The organism is Xenorhabdus griffiniae (assembly GCF_015163655.1).
Lineage (GTDB): Bacteria > Pseudomonadota > Gammaproteobacteria > Enterobacterales > Enterobacteriaceae > Xenorhabdus > Xenorhabdus griffiniae.
This window is the reverse complement of sequence record NZ_JADEUF010000036.1, coordinates 1-25,026: the sequence shown is the minus strand read 5'-3', so window position 1 is coordinate 25,026 and position 25,026 is coordinate 1. Positions and strand designations below refer to the sequence as shown.

21 protein-coding genes and 1 other RNA gene are annotated in these 25,026 nt (G+C 41.8%); 15 read left to right on the top strand and 7 right to left on the bottom strand.

Annotated elements, in window-relative coordinates; genetic code table 11:
• Positions 1–2: 2 nt before the first annotated feature.
• From clpX to IQ211_RS07895, 6 genes are all read left to right on the top strand, one after another.
• Entirely contained in the window at positions 3–1,274 is a 1,272-nt protein-coding gene (gene clpX, locus IQ211_RS07920) for an ATP-dependent protease ATP-binding subunit ClpX (protein WP_189759805.1), read from the top strand.
• A gap of 206 nt (positions 1,275–1,480) precedes the next feature.
• Positions 1,481–3,835, top strand: coding sequence for an endopeptidase La (gene lon / locus IQ211_RS07915; protein ID WP_189759804.1), 2,355 nt, complete (start codon positions 1,481–1,483; stop codon positions 3,833–3,835).
• Positions 3,836–4,067: 232 nt separating this feature from the next.
• Positions 4,068–4,343 (top strand): nucleoid-associated protein HU-beta, encoded by a 276-nt coding sequence (gene hupB / locus IQ211_RS07910; RefSeq protein ID WP_189759803.1) that lies wholly within the window; start codon positions 4,068–4,070, stop codon positions 4,341–4,343.
• 174 nt (positions 4,344–4,517) lie between these two features.
• Complete coding sequence (gene ppiD / locus IQ211_RS07905) at positions 4,518–6,398, top strand: peptidylprolyl isomerase (protein WP_189759802.1); 1,881 nt, start codon at positions 4,518–4,520, stop codon at positions 6,396–6,398.
• A 148-nt stretch (positions 6,399–6,546) separates the two neighbouring features.
• Positions 6,547–6,930 carry a ComEA family DNA-binding protein gene (locus IQ211_RS07900; protein ID WP_189759801.1) on the top strand — a complete coding sequence of 128 codons (384 nt, stop codon included), beginning with the start codon at positions 6,547–6,549 and terminating at the stop codon, positions 6,928–6,930.
• A 147-nt stretch (positions 6,931–7,077) separates the two neighbouring features.
• Positions 7,078–7,485, top strand: a complete 408-nt coding sequence (locus tag IQ211_RS07895; protein ID WP_189759800.1) for an acyl-CoA thioesterase — start codon at positions 7,078–7,080, stop codon at positions 7,483–7,485.
• Between the two features lie 75 nt (positions 7,486–7,560).
• On the opposite strand, the gene queC is transcribed toward IQ211_RS07895, so the two are convergent.
• The gene (gene queC, locus IQ211_RS07890; RefSeq protein WP_189759799.1) at positions 7,561–8,259 is read right to left on the bottom strand and encodes a 7-cyano-7-deazaguanine synthase QueC; all 699 of its coding nucleotides are present in this window, start codon (positions 8,257–8,259) and stop codon (positions 7,561–7,563) included.
• Between the two features lie 32 nt (positions 8,260–8,291).
• Positions 8,292–9,344: a PLP-dependent cysteine synthase family protein gene (locus IQ211_RS07885; RefSeq protein WP_189759798.1), complete on the bottom strand. Its 1,053-nt coding sequence runs from the start codon at positions 9,342–9,344 to the stop codon at positions 8,292–8,294.
• A 122-nt stretch (positions 9,345–9,466) separates the two neighbouring features.
• Between IQ211_RS07885 and IQ211_RS07880 the strand changes: the two genes are divergently transcribed.
• The 5 genes from IQ211_RS07880 to amtB all read left to right on the top strand — a co-directional run bounded on the left by IQ211_RS07880 (position 9,467) and on the right by amtB (position 15,310).
• Positions 9,467–9,940: an Lrp/AsnC family transcriptional regulator gene (locus IQ211_RS07880; RefSeq protein ID WP_189759797.1), complete on the top strand. Its 474-nt coding sequence runs from the start codon at positions 9,467–9,469 to the stop codon at positions 9,938–9,940.
• A gap of 57 nt (positions 9,941–9,997) precedes the next feature.
• Positions 9,998–11,746: a SmdA family multidrug ABC transporter permease/ATP-binding protein gene (locus IQ211_RS07875; RefSeq protein ID WP_189759796.1), complete on the top strand. Its 1,749-nt coding sequence runs from the start codon at positions 9,998–10,000 to the stop codon at positions 11,744–11,746.
• Positions 11,739–13,508, top strand: a complete 1,770-nt coding sequence (locus IQ211_RS07870; protein WP_189759795.1) for a SmdB family multidrug efflux ABC transporter permease/ATP-binding protein — start codon at positions 11,739–11,741, stop codon at positions 13,506–13,508. Before IQ211_RS07875 ends, IQ211_RS07870 begins: the two co-directional genes overlap by 8 nt.
• A 168-nt stretch (positions 13,509–13,676) precedes the next feature.
• Entirely contained in the window at positions 13,677–14,015 is a 339-nt protein-coding gene (glnK, locus tag IQ211_RS07865) for a P-II family nitrogen regulator (RefSeq protein ID WP_047766799.1), read from the top strand.
• Positions 14,016–14,029: 14 nt separating this feature from the next.
• A complete protein-coding gene (gene amtB / locus IQ211_RS07860) occupies positions 14,030–15,310 on the top strand; it encodes an ammonium transporter AmtB (RefSeq protein WP_189759794.1) in 1,281 nt (426 codons plus the stop codon).
• A 68-nt stretch (positions 15,311–15,378) separates the two neighbouring features.
• Here amtB and tesB read toward each other — a convergent pair whose 3' ends face one another.
• Positions 15,379–16,233 (bottom strand): acyl-CoA thioesterase II, encoded by an 855-nt coding sequence (gene tesB, locus IQ211_RS07855; protein WP_189759793.1) that lies wholly within the window; start codon positions 16,231–16,233, stop codon positions 15,379–15,381.
• A gap of 839 nt (positions 16,234–17,072) precedes the next feature.
• Here tesB and ffs point away from each other — a divergent pair.
• Positions 17,073–17,169, top strand: an RNA gene (gene ffs / locus IQ211_RS07850) — signal recognition particle sRNA small type.
• A gap of 89 nt (positions 17,170–17,258) precedes the next feature.
• On the opposite strand, the gene IQ211_RS07845 is transcribed toward ffs, so the two are convergent.
• The 4 genes from IQ211_RS07845 to IQ211_RS07830 all read right to left on the bottom strand — a co-directional run bounded on the left by IQ211_RS07845 (position 17,259) and on the right by IQ211_RS07830 (position 22,878).
• A complete protein-coding gene (locus IQ211_RS07845) occupies positions 17,259–17,462 on the bottom strand; it encodes an HHA domain-containing protein (protein ID WP_047766794.1) in 204 nt (67 codons plus the stop codon).
• 48 nt (positions 17,463–17,510) lie between these two features.
• Positions 17,511–17,879, bottom strand: a complete 369-nt coding sequence (gene tomB, locus IQ211_RS07840) for an Hha toxicity modulator TomB (RefSeq protein ID WP_189759792.1) — start codon at positions 17,877–17,879, stop codon at positions 17,511–17,513.
• 635 nt (positions 17,880–18,514) lie between these two features.
• Positions 18,515–21,664, bottom strand: a complete 3,150-nt coding sequence (locus IQ211_RS07835; protein ID WP_189759791.1) for an efflux RND transporter permease subunit — start codon at positions 21,662–21,664, stop codon at positions 18,515–18,517.
• Positions 21,665–21,678: 14 nt separating this feature from the next.
• Positions 21,679–22,878 (bottom strand): efflux RND transporter periplasmic adaptor subunit, encoded by a 1,200-nt coding sequence (locus tag IQ211_RS07830; RefSeq protein WP_189759790.1) that lies wholly within the window; start codon positions 22,876–22,878, stop codon positions 21,679–21,681.
• Between the two features lie 142 nt (positions 22,879–23,020).
• Between IQ211_RS07830 and acrR the strand changes: the two genes are divergently transcribed.
• From acrR to IQ211_RS07815, 3 genes are read left to right on the top strand one after another with little or no spacing between them, the layout of a single operon-like run.
• On the top strand, positions 23,021–23,671 hold the full coding sequence (gene acrR / locus IQ211_RS07825; protein WP_189759789.1) for a multidrug efflux transporter transcriptional repressor AcrR: 651 nt from the start codon (positions 23,021–23,023) through the stop codon (positions 23,669–23,671).
• Between the two features lie 44 nt (positions 23,672–23,715).
• The gene (locus IQ211_RS20075; RefSeq protein ID WP_189759788.1) at positions 23,716–23,871 is read left to right on the top strand and encodes a hypothetical protein; all 156 of its coding nucleotides are present in this window, start codon (positions 23,716–23,718) and stop codon (positions 23,869–23,871) included.
• Between the two features lie 8 nt (positions 23,872–23,879).
• Positions 23,880–24,941: a hypothetical protein gene (locus IQ211_RS07815; protein ID WP_189759787.1), complete on the top strand. Its 1,062-nt coding sequence runs from the start codon at positions 23,880–23,882 to the stop codon at positions 24,939–24,941.
• Positions 24,942–25,026: the final 85 nt, after the last annotated feature.

The window sequence follows — 25,026 nt, the reverse complement described above, 5'->3', positions numbered from 1 at the left end:
TGATGACAGATAAGCGCAAAGACGGTTCAGGAAAGCTGCTGTATTGCTCTTTCTGCGGGAAAAGCCAACATGAAGTACGGAAATTAATAGCCGGTCCGTCAGTGTATATCTGCGATGAATGTGTCGATTTATGTAACGATATCATTCGCGAAGAAATTAAAGAGCTGGTACCACATCGTGAGCGTAGCACATTGCCTACTCCTCATGAAATTCGCCAACATCTGGACGATTATGTTATCGGTCAGGAAACCGCGAAGAAAGTGTTAGCAGTTGCGGTTTATAACCATTACAAGAGGTTACGTAATGGTGACACCACTAACGGTGTGGAACTCGGCAAAAGTAATATTCTGTTGATTGGCCCGACAGGTAGCGGTAAGACGTTGTTGGCAGAGACATTAGCTCGCTATTTAGACGTTCCGTTTACTATGGCTGACGCCACGACATTAACCGAAGCGGGTTATGTTGGGGAAGATGTAGAAAATATTATCCAGAAACTTCTGCAAAAATGTGACTACGATGTGCAGAAAGCACAACGTGGTATCGTGTATATTGATGAAATAGATAAGATTTCCCGTAAATCTGATAACCCATCAATTACTCGCGATGTGTCAGGAGAAGGGGTTCAGCAGGCCCTGTTGAAACTGATTGAAGGCACTGTGGCAGCGGTTCCTCCTCAAGGTGGGCGTAAACATCCACAGCAGGAATTCTTGCAAGTTGATACTTCCAAAATTCTGTTTATCTGCGGCGGTGCATTTGCCGGTTTGGATAAAGTTGTCAGCCAGCGTTTGAATGTCAGTTCAGGTATCGGTTTTAGTGCTACAGTTAGGGGCGAATCAGAGAAAGCCACAGAAGGTGAATTGCTGTCTGAGGTTGAACCAGAAGATTTGATTAAATTTGGGTTAATTCCCGAATTCATTGGTCGTCTGCCTGTCGTGGCAACGTTGACTGAACTTAATGAAGAAGCGCTGATCCAGATCCTACAGGAACCGAAAAATGCGCTGACCAAACAGTATCAGGCCCTGTTTAACCTTGAGGGTGTTGAACTGGAGTTCAGAAAAGAAGCATTGACTGCCATAGCGAAAAAAGCAATGGCACGTAAAACGGGTGCTCGTGGTCTTCGTTCAATTGTTGAAGATGTTTTACTGGATACCATGTACGATCTGCCATCGATGGAACATGTAGAGAAAGTTGTCGTTGATGAAACGGTTGTTGAAGATAATTCCGCACCATTATTGATATATAGCAAGCCGGATGCTCAAGTTTCTGGTGAGTGAAGAAATGGGGTATAGGAAGCACCGATTATCAATACGCATTGAAAAAACAAATGAGGGATTCTCCCTCATTTGTTTTTTGCCGGTATAGGCTATTGAATGTCAGATTCCTGTCCCCATATATTTTATATTCTTTGAAGTGAAACTCGTGAAAACCGTGTTTCACGAGATTCCTAAAACTGGCGAAAGCTAAACGAAGAGAGAGCTCTATGAATCCTGAGCGTTCTGAACGCATAGAAATCCCTGTATTGCCTTTGCGCGATGTAGTGGTTTATCCACATATGGTGATCCCTCTGTTTGTTGGGCGTGAGAAGTCGATTCATTGCCTGGAAGCAGCAATGGAACATGACAAACAAGTCATGTTGGTCGCGCAAAAAGAAGCATCTACTGATGAGCCGGGAGTGAATGATCTTTTTTCCGTAGGTACAGTGGCTTCTATTTTACAGATGTTAAAATTGCCAGATGGCACAGTAAAAGTTCTGGTTGAAGGCTTGCAGCGTGCTCGCATTACCACGTTGACGGATAATGGTGAGTATTTCTATGCACAAGTTGAATACGCTGAATCCCCTGACGTTGATGAACGTGAGCAAGAAGTTCTGGTAAGAACGGTTATTAACCAGTTTGAAGGTTACGTCAAACTGAATAAAAAGATCCCGCCAGAAGTATTGACCTCGTTGCACAGTATTGAAGATGCAGCAAAATTAGCCGATACCATCGCTGCACATATGCCTTTGAAAATCAACGATAAGCAGACAGTTTTAGAAATGTCTAATGTTGTTGAACGCATTGAATATCTGATAGCAATGATGGAATCAGAAATCGATCTGTTACAGGTAGAAAAACGTATCCGTAATCGCGTTAAAAAACAGATGGAAAAAAGCCAGCGCGAGTACTACCTGAATGAGCAAATGAAAGCGATTCAGAAAGAATTGGGTGAGATGGATGATGCACCTGATGAATATGAAACGCTGAAACGTAAGATCGAAGACGCGAAAATGCCGAAAGAGGCTCGCGAGAAAGCCGAAGCTGAATTGCAGAAATTAAAAATGATGTCTCCGATGTCGGCTGAAGCAACGGTTGTTCGTAGTTACATTGACTGGATGGTGCAAGTTCCTTGGGTTTCCCGTAGCAAGGTAAAGAAAGATTTAATAAAAGCTCAGGAAGTGCTGGATATAGACCATTATGGTTTGGAGCGTGTCAAAGAGCGAATTCTTGAATATCTTGCGGTACAGAGCCGCGTTAGCAAGCTTAAGGGGCCAATACTTTGTTTGGTAGGACCTCCTGGTGTGGGCAAAACCTCATTGGGCCGTTCTATCGCACGTGCAACTGGGCGTAAATATGTGCGTATGGCGTTGGGTGGAGTACGTGATGAAGCGGAGATCCGTGGACATCGTCGTACCTATATTGGCTCAATGCCGGGCAAATTAATTCAGAAAATGTCCAAGGTAGGGGTTAAAAATCCACTGTTCTTGCTGGATGAAATCGACAAAATGTCATCTGACATGCGTGGTGATCCGGCTTCAGCATTGTTAGAAGTGCTTGATCCTGAACAAAACGTAGCATTTAACGATCATTACCTTGAAGTTGACTACGATCTCTCCGATGTGATGTTCGTGGCAACATCTAATTCCATGAATATTCCTGCTCCATTGCTGGATCGGATGGAGGTTATTCGTCTATCGGGCTATACCGAAGATGAAAAATTGAATATTGCCAAACGTCATCTGCTGCCAAAACAGATCGAGCGTAATGCGCTGAAGAAAGACGAATTGACTATCGATGATGGTGCAATTATTGGCATTATCCGTTATTACACTCGTGAGGCTGGCGTTCGTAGTTTGGAACGTGAAATCTCTAAATTGTGTCGTAAAGCAGTGAAAGCATTACTGATGGATAAGAAACTTAAGCACATCGAAATTAATGCGGATAACTTGAAAGATTATCTGGGTGTGCAGAAAGTGGATTATGGTCGTGCTGATACAGAAAATCGAGTTGGTCAGGTAACTGGTCTGGCATGGACAGAAGTGGGTGGTGATTTGCTGACGATTGAAACAGCCAGTGTACCAGGTAAAGGTAAATTGACTTATACCGGTTCATTGGGTGAAGTGATGCAGGAATCCATCCAAGCGGCATTGACCGTTGTTCGTGCTCGTGCTGATAAATTGGGTATTAGCTCTGATTTCCATGAAAAACGTGATATTCATGTTCATGTACCGGAAGGAGCAACGCCAAAAGATGGCCCAAGTGCGGGGATTGCAATGTGCACAGCGTTGGTTTCTTGCCTGACGGGTAATCCAGTTCGTGCTGACGTAGCCATGACAGGGGAAATTACTCTGCGTGGTTTAGTTCTGCCAATCGGTGGTTTGAAAGAGAAACTGTTGGCAGCACATCGTGGGGGAATTAAAACGGTTCTGATCCCAGATGACAATAAGCGAGATCTAGAAGAGATCCCACAGAATGTGATCCAAGATCTGGAGATCCATCCCGTTAAACGTATAGAAGATGTTTTATCTATCGCTTTGCAGGAACCCGTATTTGGCGCAGAAGTAGTATCACTAAAATAGTGAGCTAACTCAAAAACTGTGTATAAAATTCAGGTTGGTGAGTACATTCAGGCTTGCCAGCCTTTTTTTGTGTCATTAAGTTAGATTAGTCTAATTATCTGATTAAAAATTTTGCTGTTCCATGATTTCTTGCTAATACTGGAAAAGGATTGATATGACGGCATAACTGTCGTGTTATCTGTTGTAAATCGGTTTCCGTTACAAAAGTAATACTAAAATGGGGATGATAAGCGTGAATAAGTCACAACTGATCGACAAAATTGCTGCTGATGCCAACCTCTCTAAGGCAGCAGCCGGACGTGTAGTAGATGCATTCATTTCTTCCGTATCTGGTGCATTGAAAAAAGGTGATGATGTCGTTTTAGTGGGGTTTGGTACGTTTACTGTACGTGAGCGTGCTGCGCGTACAGGACGCAACCCTCAGACAGGCAAGGAAATCAAGATCGCAGCAGCAAAAGTACCTGCTTTCCGAGCTGGGAAGGGGTTAAAAGACGCTGTTAATGGCTAATAAGCAGACAGCAGGCCCTGGTTTTTGTGATTGCAATAAACTTCAACTGACTGGGGCTTGTTGATAGGCTAGAATATAAGCGCATCAATTGATTGGTGCGCTTTTTTTCTCTTAGCGTTTGAATTGTCGTAATATGACAGTTTCTTTTTCACTAAAGCGGAGTTTTACGTCTTTATGATGGACAACCTACGCACGGCGGCGAACGGTCCTGTGCTCAAAATTGTATTGGCGCTAATTATCCTGACTTTCCTGGTGACAGGGGTAACCGGTTACCTGTCAAGCGAAAGTGGTAATTATGCTGCCAAAGTGAATGGCCAAACCATTAGTCGTGCTCAGCTAGAGCAGGCATTTTTGCAAGAAAAAAATGCTCAGCAGGAGAAGCTGGGAGATGAATTCTCAACTTTGTTAAGCGATGAACAGATGCTACAGCAGCTTCGGCGCCAATCATTGGAGAGACTTATCAATGCCACTTTGATTGAACAATATGCCCGTAAGCTGGGTTTATCAGCAAGCGATAATCAAGTTGCACAGGAAATACGTAACCTACCGTTTCTCCAGACTGATGGCCAATTTGATAACAACAAATATCAGGAGTATTTAAACTGGCTTGCTCATTCAAACATCAGCCCTGAAAATTTTGCGGAACAGGTTCGTCAGGAACTGATTAATCGTCAATTGAAGCAAGCTGTTATCGGGGCGGAAATTGCGTTACCGCCAGAAATAAAACAGGAAGTAGCCTTACTTCTGCAAGAAAGGACCGTGCGTTTTGCGACTCTTGAATTGAAGTCAATTGAAGAGAAACAAACAGTTACTGATGAAGAGCTGAAAAAATACTATGACGCAAATAGTCAGCATTTCACTGTGCCAGAAAAAGTGAAAGTCAGTTATATCAAAATGGATGCTACCAATGAACTGAAAGATGTCACTGTATCTGATGCTGATATTGAAAAATATTATAAAAGCAACTTGGTGAAATACACTAAACCTGAGCAGAAGAAGTATAGTTTTATTCAACTGGATTCAGAGTCTGTCGCTAAATCGGTTTTGGATGAGTTAAAAAAAGGGGCTGATTTTAGTCAATTGGCATCAGAAAAATCGACGGACAAATTTTCTGCACAAAAAGGGGGAGATTTGGGGTGGATGGAAGAAAACTCTCTACCGATTGAGCTTAAATCAGCGAATTTGATCCAGAAAGGACAACTTTCCAATGTGGTTAAATTGTCTAATGGATATGCCATTTTCCGTTTAGATGATATTAAGCCTCAAGAAGTCAAACCGCTGGCGGATGTGCGTTCGGAAATAGAAAAAATTGTTAAGCAGGAAAAAGCGGTTGATGCTTTCTATGCATTACAGCGGAAAGTGAGTGATGCTGCAGCTAATGATAATGAGTCTTTGGCAGCAGCAGAAAAAGCGGCAGGTTATCAAGCTGTGACTACCGACTGGTTTGATCGCGATCACGTTCCCTCTGATATTAATTTCAACCAAGTTGTTCAAGCTATTTTCTCTGGCAATTTGATTGATGATAAAGGTGCGACAGGAATTAACTCTGATGTCATTTCAGTTGAAGGCGATAGAGCTTTTATTCTGCGTGTTGACAATGTTAAGCCTGAGACAGTCCAGTCGTTTGAACAGGCTAAACCTGAAGTGACTGAATTGGTGAAACGCCAGAAAGCAGAAAAACAACTTCAGATTGAAAGTGAAAAACTACTGACTGCCCTGAAAGCAGGCAAAGGTGAGCAAGCATTGAAAGCCGCGGGAATTCAGTTCGAGCAACCTACTGTGATAAAACATCTGCCACAAACTAATCAGGCTGCTGATGTGGCATTCACTTTACCTCATCCTAAAGAGGGTAAGCCGGTATATGGATTAGCTCAAGATGAACTTGGTAACGCTGTGCTGATCCAATTGGACAAAGTTGTTCCTGGATCTGTTACCGAGGATCTGCTCAAACAATATATGGCGGGTTACCAGTATCAGACCGGTAATATCATGCTGGAGTCACTAATAATGAATTTACGTGATGATGCGGATATTAAATTCGGTCAACTTGAATAAAATTGCGAAGTTACTCGCATCTGTTTTTGCAAAATAGTAATTGAAAAAGGCCACTTTCGTGGCCTTTCGCATATCTAAACTTTGCCCGTTGCCCGAAAATATCGTTGTGGCAATCTTTCTTTCACCAACAAAACATGGAGAGATTTACATGAAAAATTTAAGGATATTATTTCATTCACTCATGATGGCATTGTGTATCAGCATACCATTAACTCATGCCGCTACCGTTAATGAGTCTACTGATAAGACAGTGAAACAACCTGTTAAAACCACTGTTGAAGAGAGTAAGGTGAAAGAGGGGGGAGAACAAGTTGCAGGCCAGCAAAAACAGGGAAAGGAAGGGGTTAATATTAATGCTGCAAATGCTGAAGAGTTAGCGAAAGAACTTAATGGAATTGGCGCTAAAAAAGCACAGGCGATTATTGAGTATCGTGAAAAATATGGCCCTTTTACAGCAATAGAACAATTACAGGAAGTACAAGGTATTGGTCCAATTTTTATAGAGAAAAATCGGGATAAATTGACTTACTAAGTGTTATGCCCTCTTGTGTATTGCCAGTCATTTAATCAAGAGGGCTGTGATATCGATCAAGAATAATTGATTAAACACTATTGTAATTAAATTGTTTTGCTATTGTTATATTCTATCTGGTCGGATGAGTGTAAGGAAAAAATAGTAATGAGCACAATTATCAAAGTCAGGGGTTACCATATTGATCTTTTCCAGCATGTGAATAATGCGCGTTATTTGGAATTTATGGAAGCCGCTCGCTGGGATTTACTTACTGAAGATGACACATTGGGATGGTTAAATCGTAAGAATATTGGTTTTGTTGTGGTGAATATCAACATTAATTATCGCCATCCAGCCGTGATTACAGATGAGCTGGAAGTGAAATCTTCGATGCGAGAGTTACGTAATAAAAGCGGTACATTTTTTCAGGAAATTATACGCAGGAGTGATAATCAAATCATTGCAGATGCTTTAACTACATTTGCTTGTATTGATTTGAAAACACAAAAAGCGTTAGTTTTAGAAGGCGAATTACGAGAAAGAATGGAAGCTTATAAAAATGATGCCCAATAACGATAAGACAAAAATGTGGAATGAGAGGCTCGTGGAACCTCTCATGGATAATATTAATGAGACAAAATGTTTTGATTAACTGAGATGTGTTTTGGATTTCATATCTAACATCGTGGCTTGGGTATTGCTTAAATAATAATTTAATCCTTTAGCTCTGAGGTGGCAGGCAGCGCATTCACCGCATCCGTCACCTTGGATACCGTTGTAGCACGTAAGGGTTCTATTGCGAACAAAATCTAATTTTTGATAATAATCTGCCAATGCCCAAGTTTCCGCCTTGTTTAACCACATTAGCGGCGTTTCGAAACGAATATCGCGAGCGATTCCAAGGCTGACGGCTTTATTGAGTGCTTTGACAAATTCATCACGGCAATCTGGATAGCCCGAAAAATCTGTTTCACAAACGCCAGTAATAACGGCTTCAGCTTTAACCTGATAAGCATAAATTGCCGCCAGAGTTAAAAACAATATGTTACGGCCAGGCACAAAAGTATTTGGGAGGCCACTTTTTTCACTTTCACAGAAATCGGGTACGGGAATATTGTCTCTTGTCAGGCTACTGATTGCGAGCTCGTTTAATAAAGTCACATCAAGCACTTTGTGAGCAGCAGCGCCCAATTCTTTGCTTATAAGACAAGCTACATCAATTTCAGCACGATGACGCTGTCCATAATCAAAGGTGACACAGTGAACTTCGTCATATTGGTGGAGTGCCTGAATTAAACAAGTGGTGGAGTCCTGTCCACCACTGAATACAACAACGGCTCGTTTCATGATATCTACCTCAATAAATTGAAGGAGGTATGTTACTCATAACCATTTAACTTGGGTAGTTGTGTTAGATACTGTGTGATATCACCGATATTATTGCGAACCCACTCCGGGTTGTAATAAGTATCAAGGTAGCGCTCCCCACTATCACAGAGTAATGTCACAATTGCACCTTGTTGGTTGTTATCGTGCATTTGCCTGGCGAGTTGTAAAGCTCCCCAGACGTTAGTTCCTGTTGATGCTCCCGTTTTTCTGCCAATGAGTTTTTCAAGCCAATAAATGGTGGCTATTGTGGCAAGATCGGGAACTTGGATCATGTCATCGATAACCGTAGGAATAAAAGAAGGTTCTGCGCGTGGGCGGCCAATTCCTTCTATTTTGCTGCCCGTGCCTCCGCAAATATCATGGCGGTTCTGGTGGTAGCAATCGTAGAAGACGGAGTTCTCTGGATCGACAACAATGAGTTTAGTGTCATATCCTTGGTAGCGGATATAACGACCAAGTGTCGCAGATGTACCACCCGTTCCTGCACTCATAACGATGTAAGTTGGTTCAGGAAAAGGTTCTAGTTGCATCTGGCGGAAAATACTTTCTGCAATATTATTGTTTCCCCGCCAGTCAGTTGCTCGCTCGGCATAGGTAAACTGATCCATGTAATGGCCACTAAGCTCTTTTGCCAGGCGCTCTGATTCTTGATAAATCAAGGCGGAATGCTCTACAAAATGGCATTTACCACCATAGAACTCAATCTCTTGAATTTTGCGTTTAGCAGTACAGAAAGGCATAACCGCAATAAATGGTAAACCAAGTAAGCGGGCAAAATAAGCTTCCGAAACAGCGGTACTTCCAGATGAAGCTTCAATAATAGGTGTTCCTTCCTGGATCCAACCATTCGTGAGTGCATACAGGAATAGGGAACGTGCAAGTCGATGTTTGAGGCTACCAGTGGGGTGAGTGCTCTCATCTTTGAGATAAAGATGGATACCTGGAAACATTGGGAGGTTAAGACGAATGAGATGTGTATCAGCACTGCGTTGATAATCAGCCTGGATAGCTTTTATGGCATTTTTAGCCCATAAAGACGACATAAATTGACCCTAAATAATAATACCGTAGTGGTATATAGATTACTCTTACATGCGGAGAAATAGGTTGTTATTTTTCTGTAATTATCCGTTATATTGGGGAAATATTTCTATAGGATTTAGATATGTTAGATAAAATAGACCGTAAGCTACTGGAACTGCTCCAACAGGATTGTAGTCTATCCTTGAACGCCCTGGCTGAAGCCGTTAATTTGACATCGACACCTTGCTGGAAGCGCCTTAAACGACTTGAAGATGAAGGTTATATTGTTGGCAGGGTTGCCTTGTTAAATGGGGAGAAACTCGGTCTGGGTTTGACAGTGATCGTGATGATTAAAACCCAGCAACATAGCAGTGAATGGTATGAACAGTTTGTCAGCTTTATAAAAGAGATGCCAGAAGTCTTAACATTTTATCGCATGGCGGGTGAATATGATTACCTGATGCATATAGAAGTTGTTGATATGAAGAGTTATGATCATTTCTACAAACGTATGGTAAATGGGGTTTCTGGTTTGATTGATGTGACTTCTAACTTTGCCATGGAAAAGATCAAATATACAACGGCGCTGCCAATACCTGATTCAGTAACATCATAAAGATCCCTTTGGTCGGTAGGTGCTAACTCTTTCATTTTTTACCTTGGGAATAGGTGTGTGAGATTATTTTCACAATTAAGCTGGTATTTTATTCGTGAATGGCGGAGTTATCTGGGGGCTGTCATTTTTCTCGTTTTGATTGCGGTGCTGCAACTCATTCCTCCCCACTTAGTTGGGATTATCGTTGATGGCATTAGCACAAAGACAATGACCTTCCGTCAGCTCTTCATGTTGTTGGGGTTCATGCTGTTCATTGCCTTGGTTATCTATGGCCTGCGATATGTTTGGCGTGTATGGTTATTCGGTGCTTCCTATCGGCTAGCTATTAAGCTGCGTGGTGACTTCTACAAGCGTCTGAGTAGTCAGAACCCTGAATTTTATTTGCGTCATAGAACAGGCGATCTCATGGCGCGCGCAACAAATGATGTTGACAGAGTTGTTTTTGCCGCAGGTGAGGGAGTCCTTACTTTGGTTGATGCTTTAGTCATGGGATGTTCTGTCCTAATTGTCATGAGCGTGGAAATAAGTTGGCAATTAACTTTGTTATCCCTCGCGCCGATGCCCATTATGGCCTTGGCGATTAAGCATTATGGTGATCAGCTTCATCATCGTTTTAAATCTGCGCAAGGCGCATTCTCTGTACTGAATAACCATGCGCAGGAAAGTTTGACGAGTATCCGCATGATAAAAGCGTTTGGATTGGAAAAACTGCAATCTAATCAGTTCGAAGAAGTTGCTATTGAAGCTGGGCGTAAGAATATGCATGTTGCGCGTGTAGATGCGCGTTTTGACCCTACTATTTTCATTGCTATTACTGTTTCAAACCTCTTAGCGGTCGGCGGAGGGAGTTGGATGGTAGTGAATGGTTCTATGACACTTGGTGAACTGACCAGTTTTGTCATGTATCTGGGATTGATGATCTGGCCTATGTTGGCATTGGCATGGATGTTCAACATTGTTGAGAGAGGAAGTGCTGCTTATACACGTATCCGCAGTTTGTTGCAGGAACCACTGGTAACCGAAGATGGTGTGTTGTCTTTGTCTTCAGAGCGGGGACGTTTGCAGGCAAATATCAACGTATTTATCTATCCCCAAAGTGATAAACCTGTTTTGGAAAATATTCATTTCCAACTAGAGCCTGGTCAGTTATTGGGACTTTGTGGATCAACAGGGGCAGGGAAGAGCACTTTATTGGCTTTGTTGCAACGGCAGTTTGATGTAACCGATGGAGCTATTCTTTTCCAGTCAACAAATATCTCTGCGCTTCGAATGGAAGAGTGGCGTTCACGATTGGCTATTGTCAGCCAAACTCCTTTCCTGTTTTCGGATACGGTTGCCGGTAATATTGCGTTGGGGCGACCCGATGCAACTCAAGAGCAAATAGAAGAAGTCGCTCGTTTAGCAAGTGTACATGATGATATTTTGCGATTGCCCCAAGGTTATCAAACGGAAGTTGGAGAACGCGGTGTGATGCTTTCCGGGGGGCAAAAACAGCGTATATCCATTGCCAGGGCTTTGTTGCTAGAGACGGAGATTTTAATCCTTGATGATGCCCTATCAGCCGTTGATGGTCATACGGAACACCAGATTATGAAAAATCTTAGCCAATGGCGGCAACAGCGCACTGTTATTATCAGTGCGCATCGGCTGTCGGCATTAACGGAAGCCGATAATATTTTGGTTATGCAACATGGCTCAGTTATACAACACGGCCAGCATAAACAGCTTATCACCCAATCAGGTTGGTATTCCGATATGTATCATTACCAACAACTAGAAGCTGCATTGGGTGGAGAAAATGACTAAAACTCATATAGGTAAGCTATGGCCGTCATTAAAGCGCTTGCTTTCTTACGGCAAAAACTACCGCAAACCGATGTTCATTGCTGTATTGATGTTGTGGATTGCTGCATTGGCAGAGGTAAGTGGCCCCCTGCTTGTAAGCTATTTTATCGACAATATGGTGGCAACGGGAAATTTACCGCTCGATATTGTCGGTGGGCTTGCTGCCATCTTCTTGATTTTGCAGTTTATTGCTGCTGCTTTACACTACTACCAAACATTACTTTTTAATCAGGCATCTGTGGGTGTGGTGCAGAAGCTTCGTACTGATGTGATGGATTCAGCATTACGTCAACCATTAAGCGCTTTTGATAATCAACCCGTTGGACAACTGATCTCCCGCGTAACAAATGATACTGAAGTCATTAAGGATCTGTTTGTTAATGTGATTCCAATGGTATTTCGCTGTGCTGCACTAATTGGCGCCATGCTGATAGCTATGTTTGTTTTAAATTGGCGTATGGCATGTGTTGCGATCGTAATATTTCCGGCAGTTTTTCTTGTCATGATGATCTACCAGCGCCTGAGTACCCCGATAATTAGGCGGGTTCGCGGTTATCTGGCTGACATTAATGATGGTTTCAATGAAGCCATCAATGGAATGAGTGTGATTCAGCAGTTCCGCCAGCAAGCTCGTTTTGGCGAGAAAATGTTGGCTACCAATCGAGCACATTATCAGGCTCGTATGCAGGCTTTACGGTTAGATGGCATCTTATTAAGGCCATTATTGAGTTTCTTTTCTGCCACCATATTGTGTGGTTTGCTCTTATTGTTTGGTGTCAAAGGCACTGAGGTTATTGGCGTTGGTGTACTGTATGCCTTTATTAACTATCTTGGGCGATTAAATGAACCACTGATTGAGTTAACTTCACAGCAATCGGTATTGCAGCAAGCTGTGGTTTCAGGAGAACGTGTTTTCGAATTGATGGATAGTCCACAACAGCAATATGGCAATGATTTGCGGGCGTTAGAAAGTGGCAGAATTGATATCGAAAACTTAAATTTTGCATATCGCGATGACAAAATTGTCTTAAGCGATATTAACTTGCATGTTCCTCCACATGGGTTTGTGGCCTTGGTTGGGCATACAGGAAGCGGAAAAAGCACTTTAGCTAATTTGATTATGGGATACTATCCGTGGCAAAACGGTGAGATCTATCTTGACAGGCGTTCCATATCTTCGCTTTCTCACTCAGTGCTGCGTAATGGAGTGGCAATGGTGCAGCAAGATCCTGTTGTTTTGGCCGCTTCATTCTTCAACAATATCACGTTAGGTCGAGATATCAGTGAAGAGAAAATATGGGAAGTGTTGGAATTAGTTCAATTAGCTGACTTTGTTCGTCATTTACCCGATGGTTTGAATTTCGTTTTGGGAGAACAAGGGAATACACTTTCAGCCGGCCAAAAACAGCTGTTAGCCATGGCTAGAGTTTTAGTGCAAACGCCACAGATCCTTATTTTGGATGAAGCAACCGCGAATATTGACTCTGGGACAGAACAATCAGTACAGAAAGCGCTGAGAATGATCCGCAAACAGACGACATTGGTGGTGATTGCTCATCGGCTTTCAACCATTACTGAGGCTGATTCTATATTAGTGCTGCATCGTGGTGCAATTGTGGAGCAAGGTCAGCACCAACAGCTATTGGAAAAGCGTGGACGCTATTACCAAATGTACCAACTCCAGCAAGTTGGCGAGACGTTGAATGAAACAGTGCACGTTTAGCGTGCATATTTAGACTGCGTATAGGGAGCAGATGTATTTTCTGTTCCCTTTTTTATTCCTTCTTTAAAGATGTTTTTCGGTAACAAGCTGATTAAACATCCTTTTTAACTTTTGGCATATCCCTTGCACATATTCCCTTGTACTAACGTAGTGAAAAACGGGGGAAATATGAAACTTATCACCATCATCATAAAGCCATTTAAGCTGGAGGAAGTGCGGGAAGCACTTGCTGATATAGGTATACAAGGTATGACTATAACAGAAGTAAAGGGATTTGGACGTCAAAAAGGTCATTCCGAACTTTATCGGGGGGCTGAATACAACGTTAATTTTTTGCCTAAAGTTAAGATTGATATTGCTACCAATGATGAACGAGTTGAAGAAATTATCCATGTTGTTCAGCAGACGGCTTTCACCGGAAAAATGGGGGATGGAAAAATCTTTCTCTTTGAATTGCAACATGCCGTCCGGATCAGGACGGGTGAAACGAATGATGCAGCACTGTAAATAAGGGAGGAAAAATGAAGAATAAATTTTTATCTATGGCGTGTATTGCAGCCAGTTTTCCTTCGTTTGCGATTGCTGCGGAAAGTAATCCCAATAAAGCAGACACGGTATTTATGCTAATCAATACGATACTTGTACTTTTTATGACAATACCTGGCATTGCCCTATTTTATGGGGGATTACTACGCAGCAAAAATGTGTTGTCACTAATGTCACAGGTGATTGTCAGTTTTTCATTGGTTTGTGTGCTTTGGATTATTTATGGATACAGTATGACCTTTGAGACGGGCAACTCTTTTTGGGGTGGCTTTAGTCAGGTTATGTTAAAAAATATATCCATAACTGATCTAACTGGTAATTTTTATCAGTTAATTCATGTTGTTTTCCAAGGTGCATTTGCGTGTATTACTGTTGCTTTGGTGGTAGGCGCGTTATGTGAAAGAATTCGTTTTTCTGCATTGCTGATTTTTAGTGTGTTATGGCTGACAGCATCTTATATCCCTATGGCGCATATGGTATGGGGTGGCGGCTGGCTTGCTCAGGATGGAGCCTTGGATTTTGCTGGCGGGACTGTTGTTCATATTAATGCGGCAGCAGCAGGCTTGGTTGGTGCTTACTTACTTGGGAAGCGCTCAGGCTTTGGGCGGGAAGCATTTAAACCTCATAACCTGCCAATGACTTTTATTGGAACAGCGATCCTTTATATTGGATGGTTTGGTTTTAATGTGGGGTCCGCTGGTGAAGTAAATGCTATTTCGGCGCTGGCCCTAGTGAATACGGTGGCAGCAACGGCGGGAGCCGTGTTGTCATGGGTTTTCTGTGAGTGGTTATTTCGTCAGAAACCTTCGCTTTTAGGAGCATGTTCCGGGTGTATTTCGGGTTTGGTGGTCATTACGCCTGCTGCTGCAACAGTTGGTATCGGTGGTGCATTGGTGATGGGATTGATTGCAGGTATTGCTGGCTTATGGGGAGTCGTCATACTGAAGAAATGGCTACGTATTGATGATGTTTGTGATGTGTTTGGGGTACATGGAGTATGCGGCATTGTTGGTTGTTTGTTGACCAGTGTTTTTACTGCATCCGCTTTAGGTGGAACAGGATTTGCTGAAGGAATGACAGTGCTAAGACAGCTCGGTATTCAGGCAATTAGTATATTGGTCTGTATAGTTTGGTCATCAATAGCGGCTTATATTTCATTTAAGATCGCTGATAAGTTGGTTGGGCTACGTATTAATCTTGAGTCAGAAAGAGAAGGACTTGATATTACTTCCCATGGTGAAAGTGCTTATAACTGAGCACTTTTCTCTATTTGCAAATAGGTATGCCGTAATAACAGAAAAGTTGATTACGGCATACGAATTCATCATAACTTACGGATTACGCCCTCCTGAACCGCAGAAGCAATAAGCACGCCCGCACGGTTATAGATATGCCCACGGACAAAACCACGCGCTCCTGATGCTGATGGGCTTTCGATTGAATAGAGTAACCAGTCATCCATATTGAAAGGACGGTGATACCACATTGAGTGATCAATCGTGGCTATTTGCATATTTTCCGCCATGAACTTTACGCCATGGGGTTGTAGTGCCGTGGGTAGGAAATTGAAATCTGACGCATAGCCCAGCAAACAATGATGAATGACGGGATCTTCTGGCATTTTTCCGTTGCTACGGAACCAAACATAACGCATAGGGACTGGGGATGAATGATTAGGTAGGTTCTGAAGAGGAACGAATTTCATCTCCAAGGGGGGCGTGGAAAAAACTTTTTTAAATTTTGCCGGGAGTGAGCTAGCCATTTTTTTTACAATTTCGTCTTGGGAATCTAACTCTTCGGGAGAAGGGACCAGGGGCATAGTATTTTGGTGTTCAAAACTTTCTTCATGTCCTTGAAAGGACGCGGTCATGTAGAAGATAGGATGACCATTTTGTATTGCGCTGACGCGGCGGGCACTGAAACTTTTTCCATCACGCAATACTTCAATATCGTAAATGATGGGCTTATGGCTATCACCTGGACGTAGAAAATAGCTATGAAAGGAGTGGATCATTCTATCATCCGCAACGGTTTGTTTTGCTGCATATAGCGCCTGGCCTATGACTTGACCACCGAAAACTTGAGGAAATCCTAAGTCTTCACTTTGTCCTCGGTAAATACCTTCTTCTATTTTTTCTAAATGTATCAAGTTAATTAAGTTTTGTAATGCTTGACTCATAACGTGCCTTTACTCTTAGAGCATTTGAAAAATATATACGCATTAAACTTCAAGTTGCAATTTACAACACTATATGAAACTTGATGTCTCCCGCGCTTCGTGGGGAAAAATCACACGCATCTTGAAGTTAGATTGGTATAAATGAAAGATTATGGATAGTAAGTTTTTATTTATTTGAAAATAAATGGATTAAGTTGTAAATAAAATTATCCATGAGTTTTTATTTTAGATGTGAATTATCACTGTTAATTTCATCAATGTTTATCAAATAATGCGAATGTATTGTTTTGTAGGTTTATCTTTTTATTTGTATGCACATTAAACTTCAAGTTGCAATTTATAACACTATATGAAACTTGATGTCTTCCTGCTTCATGGGGAGACATCACACGCACCTTGAAGTTAGAATGGTATATACCAAACGCCTTTCAAGATGCGTCTTATATCTCCCCCGCTACACGGGGAGAGATAAACAATCGCATTGATTTACAAGCTGCAACTTGCAGTTGGATTGGCATATAATTATTTTTATTTTAAATGCTAAGGGTAGGGAAATTGTTATTTAACGTAGGTTGAAGTTGTGAAATTATGTGGCGATGATTCATTAGTGTTATTAAATATATCTATCGTTGCACCTGCTTGCTGTTCGTCTACTGTGAGTTATCGCTTGAAAAAAATGCTAAAGGTATTCTGTTAAGTAAATTTATTAAAATTTTGATGTTTTTTACAACGCCATGAACAATAAAGCAGCATTCAAATGAAGTTGCCTTGCTATTTCATAATGTTTGGAAGATAATGGCCGCCGCTTCGAAATTTGAAGCTAACATCAATGGGGGCTCTGTTGGTTCTCCCGCAATGCTAACTTGTTAACTTGGTCAGGTCTGGAAAGAAGCAGCCATAGCAAGGGATGCGTGTGCCGGGATGTAGCTGGCAGAGCCCTCACCAATTCCAAGTTCATCATAAGATTATACTGTCAGCCGATAATAGCTACCGGCTCAAGTCACTTTCTATCTGAACATTACAGCTTAGCGGACAAATTTCCAAACAGATGATGGGATTTTATCATAGAGTTTATTCATGGTAAGTTCAGCCAAACGGTGATCAGCTGCGGAGTAGAACAATTCAAGTTCATCTTCCGAAAGCTCATATTTATTTTTTTCAATTACGCGTTCCAGTGTTTCAATAGAAGTGCATTTTCTTAAACGCATCAGATAGTCAGTTTTAGTCATAATCGCCTTATCTTATTTGGTATAGAAAAATAGTTAGAAATATATTTATCAGATTTTACTTAGAGAAGCGTTCAAATCATGTAACAGAACGTTAGTTAAGTGTTCGTTTGTTTTTTGCCATTTTGTAAGCTCAAGAAAGCTTATCTTATCACTTCCAAACAAATTATATGTTTCATCAAGATAGCCATCAATTAAGGTGCTCAGCGCGTGGTTGTCTGAGTATTTAATTTTAAAGCTCCAAACAAAAGCTGCAATGTGTTCAATCAATTCGTTTAGTTTTAAACTTTTCTCAGAGGTCAGGTCGTGAATCCAATGATTATCAGTGCGATTCAGGACGGAAAAAGCCTCATGAATTAAATTTTCGCATAAGTATTTTAATTCAGCAATATCATATCTTCTTGGTGAATATTCATCCATAATCACCCCCGTAAACGACTCACAGCTTATTTGAACTAAAGCTTATACATGCTAATTATTATAGTCATTCTTTTAGAATAGAGCCTATCAAAACATGATTATTATTTATTAATGTTAATACTCTATTTTACCTGTCTGCTAACTAGTTTTTTAACAATAGCTCATTTACGTTTAGTTATGACAAAAACACTAAATTCCGGCTAAGCCCCATTTCTGGCAAGCACTAGCATTCTACTATGAAGGATAGCCATATCCACATATGCTGTGAAATATATTAAATTATACTAATACAGTAGATGCTGTAGCAATAGCAGCAATCATTATAGGCGATTGTATTGAGACTTTCAAAAGCAATATAGCGTCATTATTACATATGTCACCATCGAGATGGAACACTTTTTACCATTAAAGGTGTAATCAAGAGAAAAACAAGGAAAGTTACCAACTTATCTTCTATTTATTATAAAAAACAGAAAATGGTGTCTTTTAAACCGACTTTTTTATTCATAAGTATTTATTTTAATTAGACTATGAATGAATTTTAACGCAGATATTGTCATCTTGTAATTTGCTGTTTGAAGGCGTTTCTACCCGTTAAAAAGGCCACATCAGTGGCCTTTTTAACATAACTGAACTTAGTGAGGGGGTGAAATGTGTTCAAGCTCCTCATTTTTTTTCGTAAACCGCCGCTTAATGACAACGAAAAATACAGGGACGAAATAAATTGCTAACGATGTAGCTGCGATCATTCCTCCCAATACTCCCGTTCCTACAGCATTTTGTGCACCTGAACCGGCACCATTGCTCAATACCAGAGGCATAACACCAAGCATGAAGGCTAAAGAAGTCATCAGAATTGGGCGTAAGCGCATTCTGGCTGCTTCAAGCGTTGCTTCTATTAATCCCTTGCCTTCTTTTTCTATCAAATCCTTGGCGAACTCGACGATAAGGATGGCGTTTTTCGCAGACAACCCGATGGTCGTCAATAAGCCCACCTTAAAGTAAACGTCGTTGTCCAGTCCACGTATTGATGTTGCCAGTAATGCACCGATAACCCCCAGAGGGACGACTAGCATGACTGAGAACGGAACAGACCAGCTTTCATATAATGCTGCCAGACAAAGGAATACAACAATCAATGACAGCGCATACAGAGCAGGAGCCTGATTACCGGATAGACGTTCTTGATAAGACATTCCGGTCCAGTCATAACCAATTCCTGGCGGTAATTGTGATGCCAGTTGCTCCATAAGAGCCATGGCGTCACCGGTACTTTGACCAGGTGCTGCTTCGCCCACAATTTCCATAGAAGGAAGACCGTTGTAGCGTTCCAGACGTGGTGAACCATAAATCCAAGGTTCTTTCGATGCATCTATGAATGCAGAAAACGGCACCATTTCCCCATGATAGTTACGAACATACAACTTGCTGATATCGCTTGGTAACATGCGGTAAGGGGCATCAGCTTGAATATAGACTTTTTTGACTCGACCGCGGTCGATAAAGTCATTGACGTAAACACCGCCAAACATCGTGCTCAGGGTTGAGTTGATATTTGTTGTGGATACAGCCAAAGCTTCTGCTTTTTCCTTATCGATATAAACGCGATATTGTTGTGTGTCATTTTGCCCATTGGGGCGAACACTCGTCAGCATTTCTGGGTGTTGTGCAACCATACCAAGCAATTGATTACGCGCTTCTGTCAGTGCTGTATGCCCCAGATTCCCTTTATCAATCAATTGGAAGTCAAATCCGCTGGCAGAGCCAAGTTCCACAATTGAAGGAATATTGAACGCAAAGACGAGAGCTTCCTTGATTTGAGCAAAATTCGCATTCGCTCGAGCAACAATGGCCGGAACCTTATCTTTCGAATCCTTGCGTAGTTCCCAATCTTTTAAGCTGATAAATGCCAGACCAGTATTTTGCCCTTGACCACTAAAACCAAAGCCGTTAACTGTAAATACAGATTTAACAACATCTTTTTCTTTGGTATAGAAATAGTCATTGATCTCATTCAATACTTTTTGTGTCTGTTCCTGAGTTGAGCCAGGTGGTAATTGGACCATTGCCAGTAAAACCCCCTGGTCTTCTTCTGGCAAGAAAGAGGATGGCAGATTCTTAAATATCCAGGCCATACCACCGATCAACATGACATAAATCACCAAGTAACGCCCTGTACCACGTAACATCCGGCCGATACTATCAGTATAATGATGCGTGCTCTTTTCAAACAGATTGTTAAACCAACCAAAGAATCCGGTGTGAGTTCCATGGCCGCCTTTGGCAACAGGCTTGAGCATCGTTGCACACAATGCTGGAGTCAGGATTAATGCCACCAGCACCGACAATATCATTGCTGAAACGATCGTGATTGAGAATTGGCGATAAATCGCGCCTGTTGAGCCGCCGAAGAATGCCATTGGTACAAATACAGCGGAAAGCACCAGTGCGATACCGACCAGAGCGCCTTGGATCTGCCCCATTGATTTTTTGGTGGCTTCTTTCGGTGATAGCCCCTCTTCCTGCATAATTCGTTCGACGTTTTCCACTACAACAATGGCATCATCCACGAGCAGACCTATGGCAAGTACCATCGCGAACATGGTCAATGTATTGATGGAATAACCAAACGCAGCAAGAATGGCAAATGTACCAAGCAGTACAACCGGAACCGCAATCGTTGGGATAAAGGTAGCTCGGAAGTTTTGCAGGAACAAATACATGACGATAAACACTAACAGAATAGCTTCTGTCAATGTTTTCACCACTTCGAAAATAGATATTTTAACGAATGGTGTGGTGTCATAGGGATAGACAACAGTTAACCCATGCGGGAAGAAAGGTTTCATCTCAGCCAGTGCTTCTTTAACGGCTTTGGAAGTATTTAAGGCGTTGGCATCAGTTGCCAGTTTGATACCAATTCCTGCTGCCGGTTTGCCATTGAAGCGACCAATGCTACTGTAATTTTCCGCACCTAATTGGATGGTAGCGACATCATGCAAGCGAATTTGTGATCCATCGGGATTCATGCGCAGCAAAATTTTGCCAAATTCTTCTGCCGAATTCAGGCGAGTTTGCGCGATGATCGAAGCATTTAAACGCTGGCCTGGAACTGGCGGTGTTCCTCCTAATTGCCCCGCTGCGACCTGATTATTCTGCGCCTTAATTGCACTGATAACATCCTGAGTAGTGATTTTATAGTTGAGCAATTTGTCAGGGTTAAGCCAGATACGCATGGCGTACTGCGTACCGAAGAGCATTGTTTCACCCACACCCGTAACACGGCTCAAGTTATCTTTGACGCTGCCCCCGATATAATCAGCGATATCATCTTGGGTCATGGAACCATCTTGAGAGATGAAACCTGCTACCATCAAAAATGAACTGGTGGTTTTATCAACACGAACACCTTGTTGCTGAACTTCTTGAGGCAATAGCGGCATTGCCAATTGCAGTTTATTTTGCACCTGAACTTGTGCAATATCTGGATCGGTGCCTGCTTCAAAGGTCAGCATGATATTCATGTGTCCTGCAGAATCGCTGCTGGAAGACATGTACACGAGATTATCGATGCCGTTCATGTTTTGTTCGATAACCTGTGTTACCGTGTTTTGCACTGTTGTCGCATCCGCTCCTGGATAAGCTGCTGAAATGGAAATCACAGGTGGTGCAATAGCGGGATATTGCTCCACGGGTAATTTCATGATTGCCAGCAAGCCAGATAGCATAGTGATAATCGCAATTACCCATGCAAAGATTGGCCGTTCGATAAAAAACTTAGGCATGAATCACCGACTCCTTATTGAGGCTTTTTTGCAGACTCAGCTTGATTAGCCGTAGGATTAGCATTCAAATCTGTTTCCGTTGGCTTGACTGTTATTCCCGGCGCTATTTTCTGCAATCCTGTGACGATTACTCTATCTCCAGCTTTCAGACCTTCTGTCACCAACCACTTATTACCAATTGCCTGAGTAGCGTTGATATTGCGCAATTCTACTTTGCTGTCTTTATCTACAATTAGTGCGGTTGCTTGACCACGAGGTGTTCTGGTAACAGCTTGCTGAGGAACCAAGATCGCATTTTTGCGCACACCTTCTTCTAGCTTGGTGCGCACAAACATACCTGGCAGTAATTCTTCATTCGGGTTTGGGAACACGGCACGCATAGTGATGGAGCTTGTTGTTTCGTCAACCGTTACGTCAGAAAACTCAAGGTAACCTTCTTGACTGTATTCTTGTCCGGTGTCAGTGATTAGGCGGATTTTGGTTTTCTTGCTCTCTTTTTGAACGGTTCCTTTTGCAATTTCATTTTTGAATCGCAGATAGTCATCACTTGATTGCGTGATATCAACATAAATAGGATCTAACTGCTGAACAAGTGTCAGAGCTGTTGGCTGACCGGCAGAAACCAGTGCTCCTTCTGTGACGGTGGACTTACCCGCACGCCCAGAAATAGGGGAGGTTACTTTGGTATATGCCAAGTTGATTCTGGCATTTTCCAACGCAGCCTGAGAGGACTGAACATCTGCTTTTGCTTGAGCGTATTCTGAATTTGCTTTATCAAATTCCTGCTTACTCACGTATTGTGTGCCTAGCAAGGATTGATAACGTTCAACGGTTAAGCGGGAAACATTCTCATTGGCTTGCGCTCTGGCTAAGCTTGCTTTGGCTTTACTGTATTCTGCTCGATAAGTTGCGGGATCTATTTGGTATAACGACTCACCAGCAACCACATCACTTCCTTCTTTATAATTACGTTTTAGTATGATGCCGCCGACTTGGGGACGAACCTCGGCAACACGATAAGCCGATGTACGGCCGGGTAATTCTGTGATGACCGTTAGAGGTTCTGCCTTCAGCGTTACGATACCCACTTCAGGAACATGCTGGCCAGCAGCTCCTTGCTGTGTATTTTTATTGTCATCACATCCTGAAAGAATGAAACTGCCTGAAATTACCAGTAATGTGGCCAGAGGCAAAACTCCCCTGTTCTTTCGCATAAGTAAACCTCAATTTTTCAATGTTGATTCGCTAATCTAACAAGTGAAATCATTACTTCGTTGGTTAATGGGTGCTATAGTACAAACATACATGAATGTATGTAAATCAGCCTTCGTCAAAAACAAAGTTTATGGCACTAAAATGGCACGAAAAACTAAACAGCAAGCAAATCAAACTCGTCAGCAAATCATAGATGCTGCGATAAAGACCTTTTCTGAGCGTGGAGTTTCTGCTACCTCGCTATCCGATATCGCAACTGCCGCTGGTGTAACGCGCGGAGCAATTTACTGGCACTTTAAAAATAAAACAGATCTACTTTCTGTTGTTTGTAGAATGCCAGAGCATAAAATAGACGAACTAGAGAAAAAGTATCAATCAAAATATCCTGATAATCCACTTATTGCATTGAGATATTTATTAATTTCTGTGTTAAGAATGATGAGGGATGATTCTCAGATTCGTCAATTAATGGAAATTTTTTTCCATAAATGTGAATTTGTTGGAGAAATATCTCCACTAGTAGAAGATATTAGGGAGATATGTATTTCTGATTACAAGAAGATTGAAAAAATGTTACTTGCTTGTATTCAATCTGGAGAACTGCCCTATGATCTTGATTTCAGACGTTCTGCCATCATGTTGAGAGCATTGATGACGGGGATATTTGAGAACTGGTCATTCTCACCGGACAGTTTTAATATTCAAGAACAATCCGCCCATTTGGTGGATAGTTTCATTGACACACTTAAATACAGCCATCATTTGCGTAACATTGAAGAAAACGAATCTTGAAGGGAACCCGCAGCGAACTAAAATTCTAAGCAACAGGCGCTGGTTTGGTCGGGCAAACGCCTAAAGAAGGCTATAATTTAAAACAAATGCTGGAAATTTTGACAGCACAAGGTGTTGAAGTTAAATTGCGCAAAACCAGCCCTGATGCCAGGGGAACGAGCGAACTGGCATTGGTGAATGGTGTGGCAAATAATGAGTAGATGAGTTCATGGTTTCAGTTAACCAATATTTGGGTGTTTTTCTCAATAAGGGGAGTTTGTGTAACAAATTCCCTGCTATACGTTTCTTCGCGATACTGTTTTTTCTCCTGTCACCTTTCTTTTTTTCGGTCAATGCGGCTACCGGCAGCGATGTACCAACCCGTAATAATATTCAAAATCAGCTTAAAATTCTGACGGAACGTAAGGAACATACAGTTGAAGAAAAGGTATCGATAGCTGATTTGGAAAAGGCGCTTTCTTTCTTTGACAAAATAGATCAACTGAAACTGGATTTCGATCTGCTTAGGAAAAATGTGCAAAATGTGCCACAAAAATCACATCAGGTTACGACTGAACTAGAGGATCTGAAAAATAACGATCAGCAGGACGCATATAGACAGACTCTGGAAACACAGTCTTTAAAGCAACTTGAATCGATACTGAATAGTACATGGTATAACTTGCAGCGGGCACAGGAAAATCTTGCCAGCTACAACAGTCAGTTGATTGGGCTGCAAACTCAACCAGAACGCGTGCAAAATGTGCTATTCCGTAATATGCAAAGATTGCAGCAGATCCGCAACCAACTCAATAATGCTTTGACTGAGCAGTCAGAATTGAGTCTCACTCGGACAGAGTTATTACAAGTAGAACAACTTTTCCTGACGCAGCAAAATGAATATCAAAGAGAATCTCTACAAGCGAATACTCAGTTACAAACACTTTTACAACGGCAACGGGATTATACGATTCTCCAAATTGAGCAGTTGGAACGTCATGTTCAGTTTATTCAAAATGTGATGAGTGGAAAGCGTTTGATTCTTTCTGAAGAAACCGCGAAAGAAGCACAAACTAAGGATGGTAAAAATTTACATATCCAAGATAATTCGTTAGTTCAGGCAGAAATTGAGCATAACCGTGAATTGAGTAAACGGTTAATTGCCGCGACACGTGATAATAACCAACTGGCGCAGAAAAGTATTCGCGTTAAGAACTTTCTGGAGCGAACCATCCAATCAGAACGTAACCTTAAAGAGCAAATTAAACGCGATGCTCGACTTTCTAGATGAGATGACATAGTGAATTGAAATGACATAGCCCTGCCTTTATAACCTTAAGTTGCGAAACAAAGAGCAATAAAGGAACAAAAGGCTA

Excerpts from the sequence above, each read along its gene's own strand:
- IQ211_RS07845 (WP_047766794.1), bottom strand. The coding sequence starts at position 17,462 with ATGACTAAAACTGACTATCTGATGCGTTTAAGAAAATGCACTTCTATT.
- queC (WP_189759799.1), bottom strand. The coding sequence starts at position 8,259 with ATGAAACGAGCCGTTGTTGTATTCAGTGGTGGACAGGACTCCACCACT.
- ppiD (WP_189759802.1), top strand. The coding sequence starts at position 4,518 with ATGATGGACAACCTACGCACGGCGGCGAACGGTCCTGTGCTCAAAATT.
- IQ211_RS07900 (WP_189759801.1), top strand. The coding sequence starts at position 6,547 with ATGAAAAATTTAAGGATATTATTTCATTCACTCATGATGGCATTGTGT.
- amtB (WP_189759794.1), top strand. The coding sequence starts at position 14,030 with ATGAAGAATAAATTTTTATCTATGGCGTGTATTGCAGCCAGTTTTCCT.
- IQ211_RS07835 (WP_189759791.1), bottom strand. The coding sequence starts at position 21,664 with ATGCCTAAGTTTTTTATCGAACGGCCAATCTTTGCATGGGTAATTGCG.
- IQ211_RS07885 (WP_189759798.1), bottom strand. The coding sequence starts at position 9,344 with ATGTCGTCTTTATGGGCTAAAAATGCCATAAAAGCTATCCAGGCTGAT.
- glnK (WP_047766799.1), top strand. The coding sequence starts at position 13,677 with ATGAAACTTATCACCATCATCATAAAGCCATTTAAGCTGGAGGAAGTG.
- IQ211_RS07830 (WP_189759790.1), bottom strand. The coding sequence starts at position 22,878 with ATGCGAAAGAACAGGGGAGTTTTGCCTCTGGCCACATTACTGGTAATT.
- lon (WP_189759804.1), top strand. The coding sequence starts at position 1,481 with ATGAATCCTGAGCGTTCTGAACGCATAGAAATCCCTGTATTGCCTTTG.
- IQ211_RS07870 (WP_189759795.1), top strand. The coding sequence starts at position 11,739 with ATGACTAAAACTCATATAGGTAAGCTATGGCCGTCATTAAAGCGCTTG.
- tesB (WP_189759793.1), bottom strand. The coding sequence starts at position 16,233 with ATGAGTCAAGCATTACAAAACTTAATTAACTTGATACATTTAGAAAAA.
- IQ211_RS07815 (WP_189759787.1), top strand. The coding sequence starts at position 23,880 with ATGGTTTCAGTTAACCAATATTTGGGTGTTTTTCTCAATAAGGGGAGT.
- clpX (WP_189759805.1), top strand. The coding sequence starts at position 3 with ATGACAGATAAGCGCAAAGACGGTTCAGGAAAGCTGCTGTATTGCTCT.
- acrR (WP_189759789.1), top strand. The coding sequence starts at position 23,021 with ATGGCACGAAAAACTAAACAGCAAGCAAATCAAACTCGTCAGCAAATC.
- IQ211_RS07895 (WP_189759800.1), top strand. The coding sequence starts at position 7,078 with ATGAGCACAATTATCAAAGTCAGGGGTTACCATATTGATCTTTTCCAG.
- tomB (WP_189759792.1), bottom strand. The coding sequence starts at position 17,879 with ATGGATGAATATTCACCAAGAAGATATGATATTGCTGAATTAAAATAC.
- IQ211_RS07880 (WP_189759797.1), top strand. The coding sequence starts at position 9,467 with ATGTTAGATAAAATAGACCGTAAGCTACTGGAACTGCTCCAACAGGAT.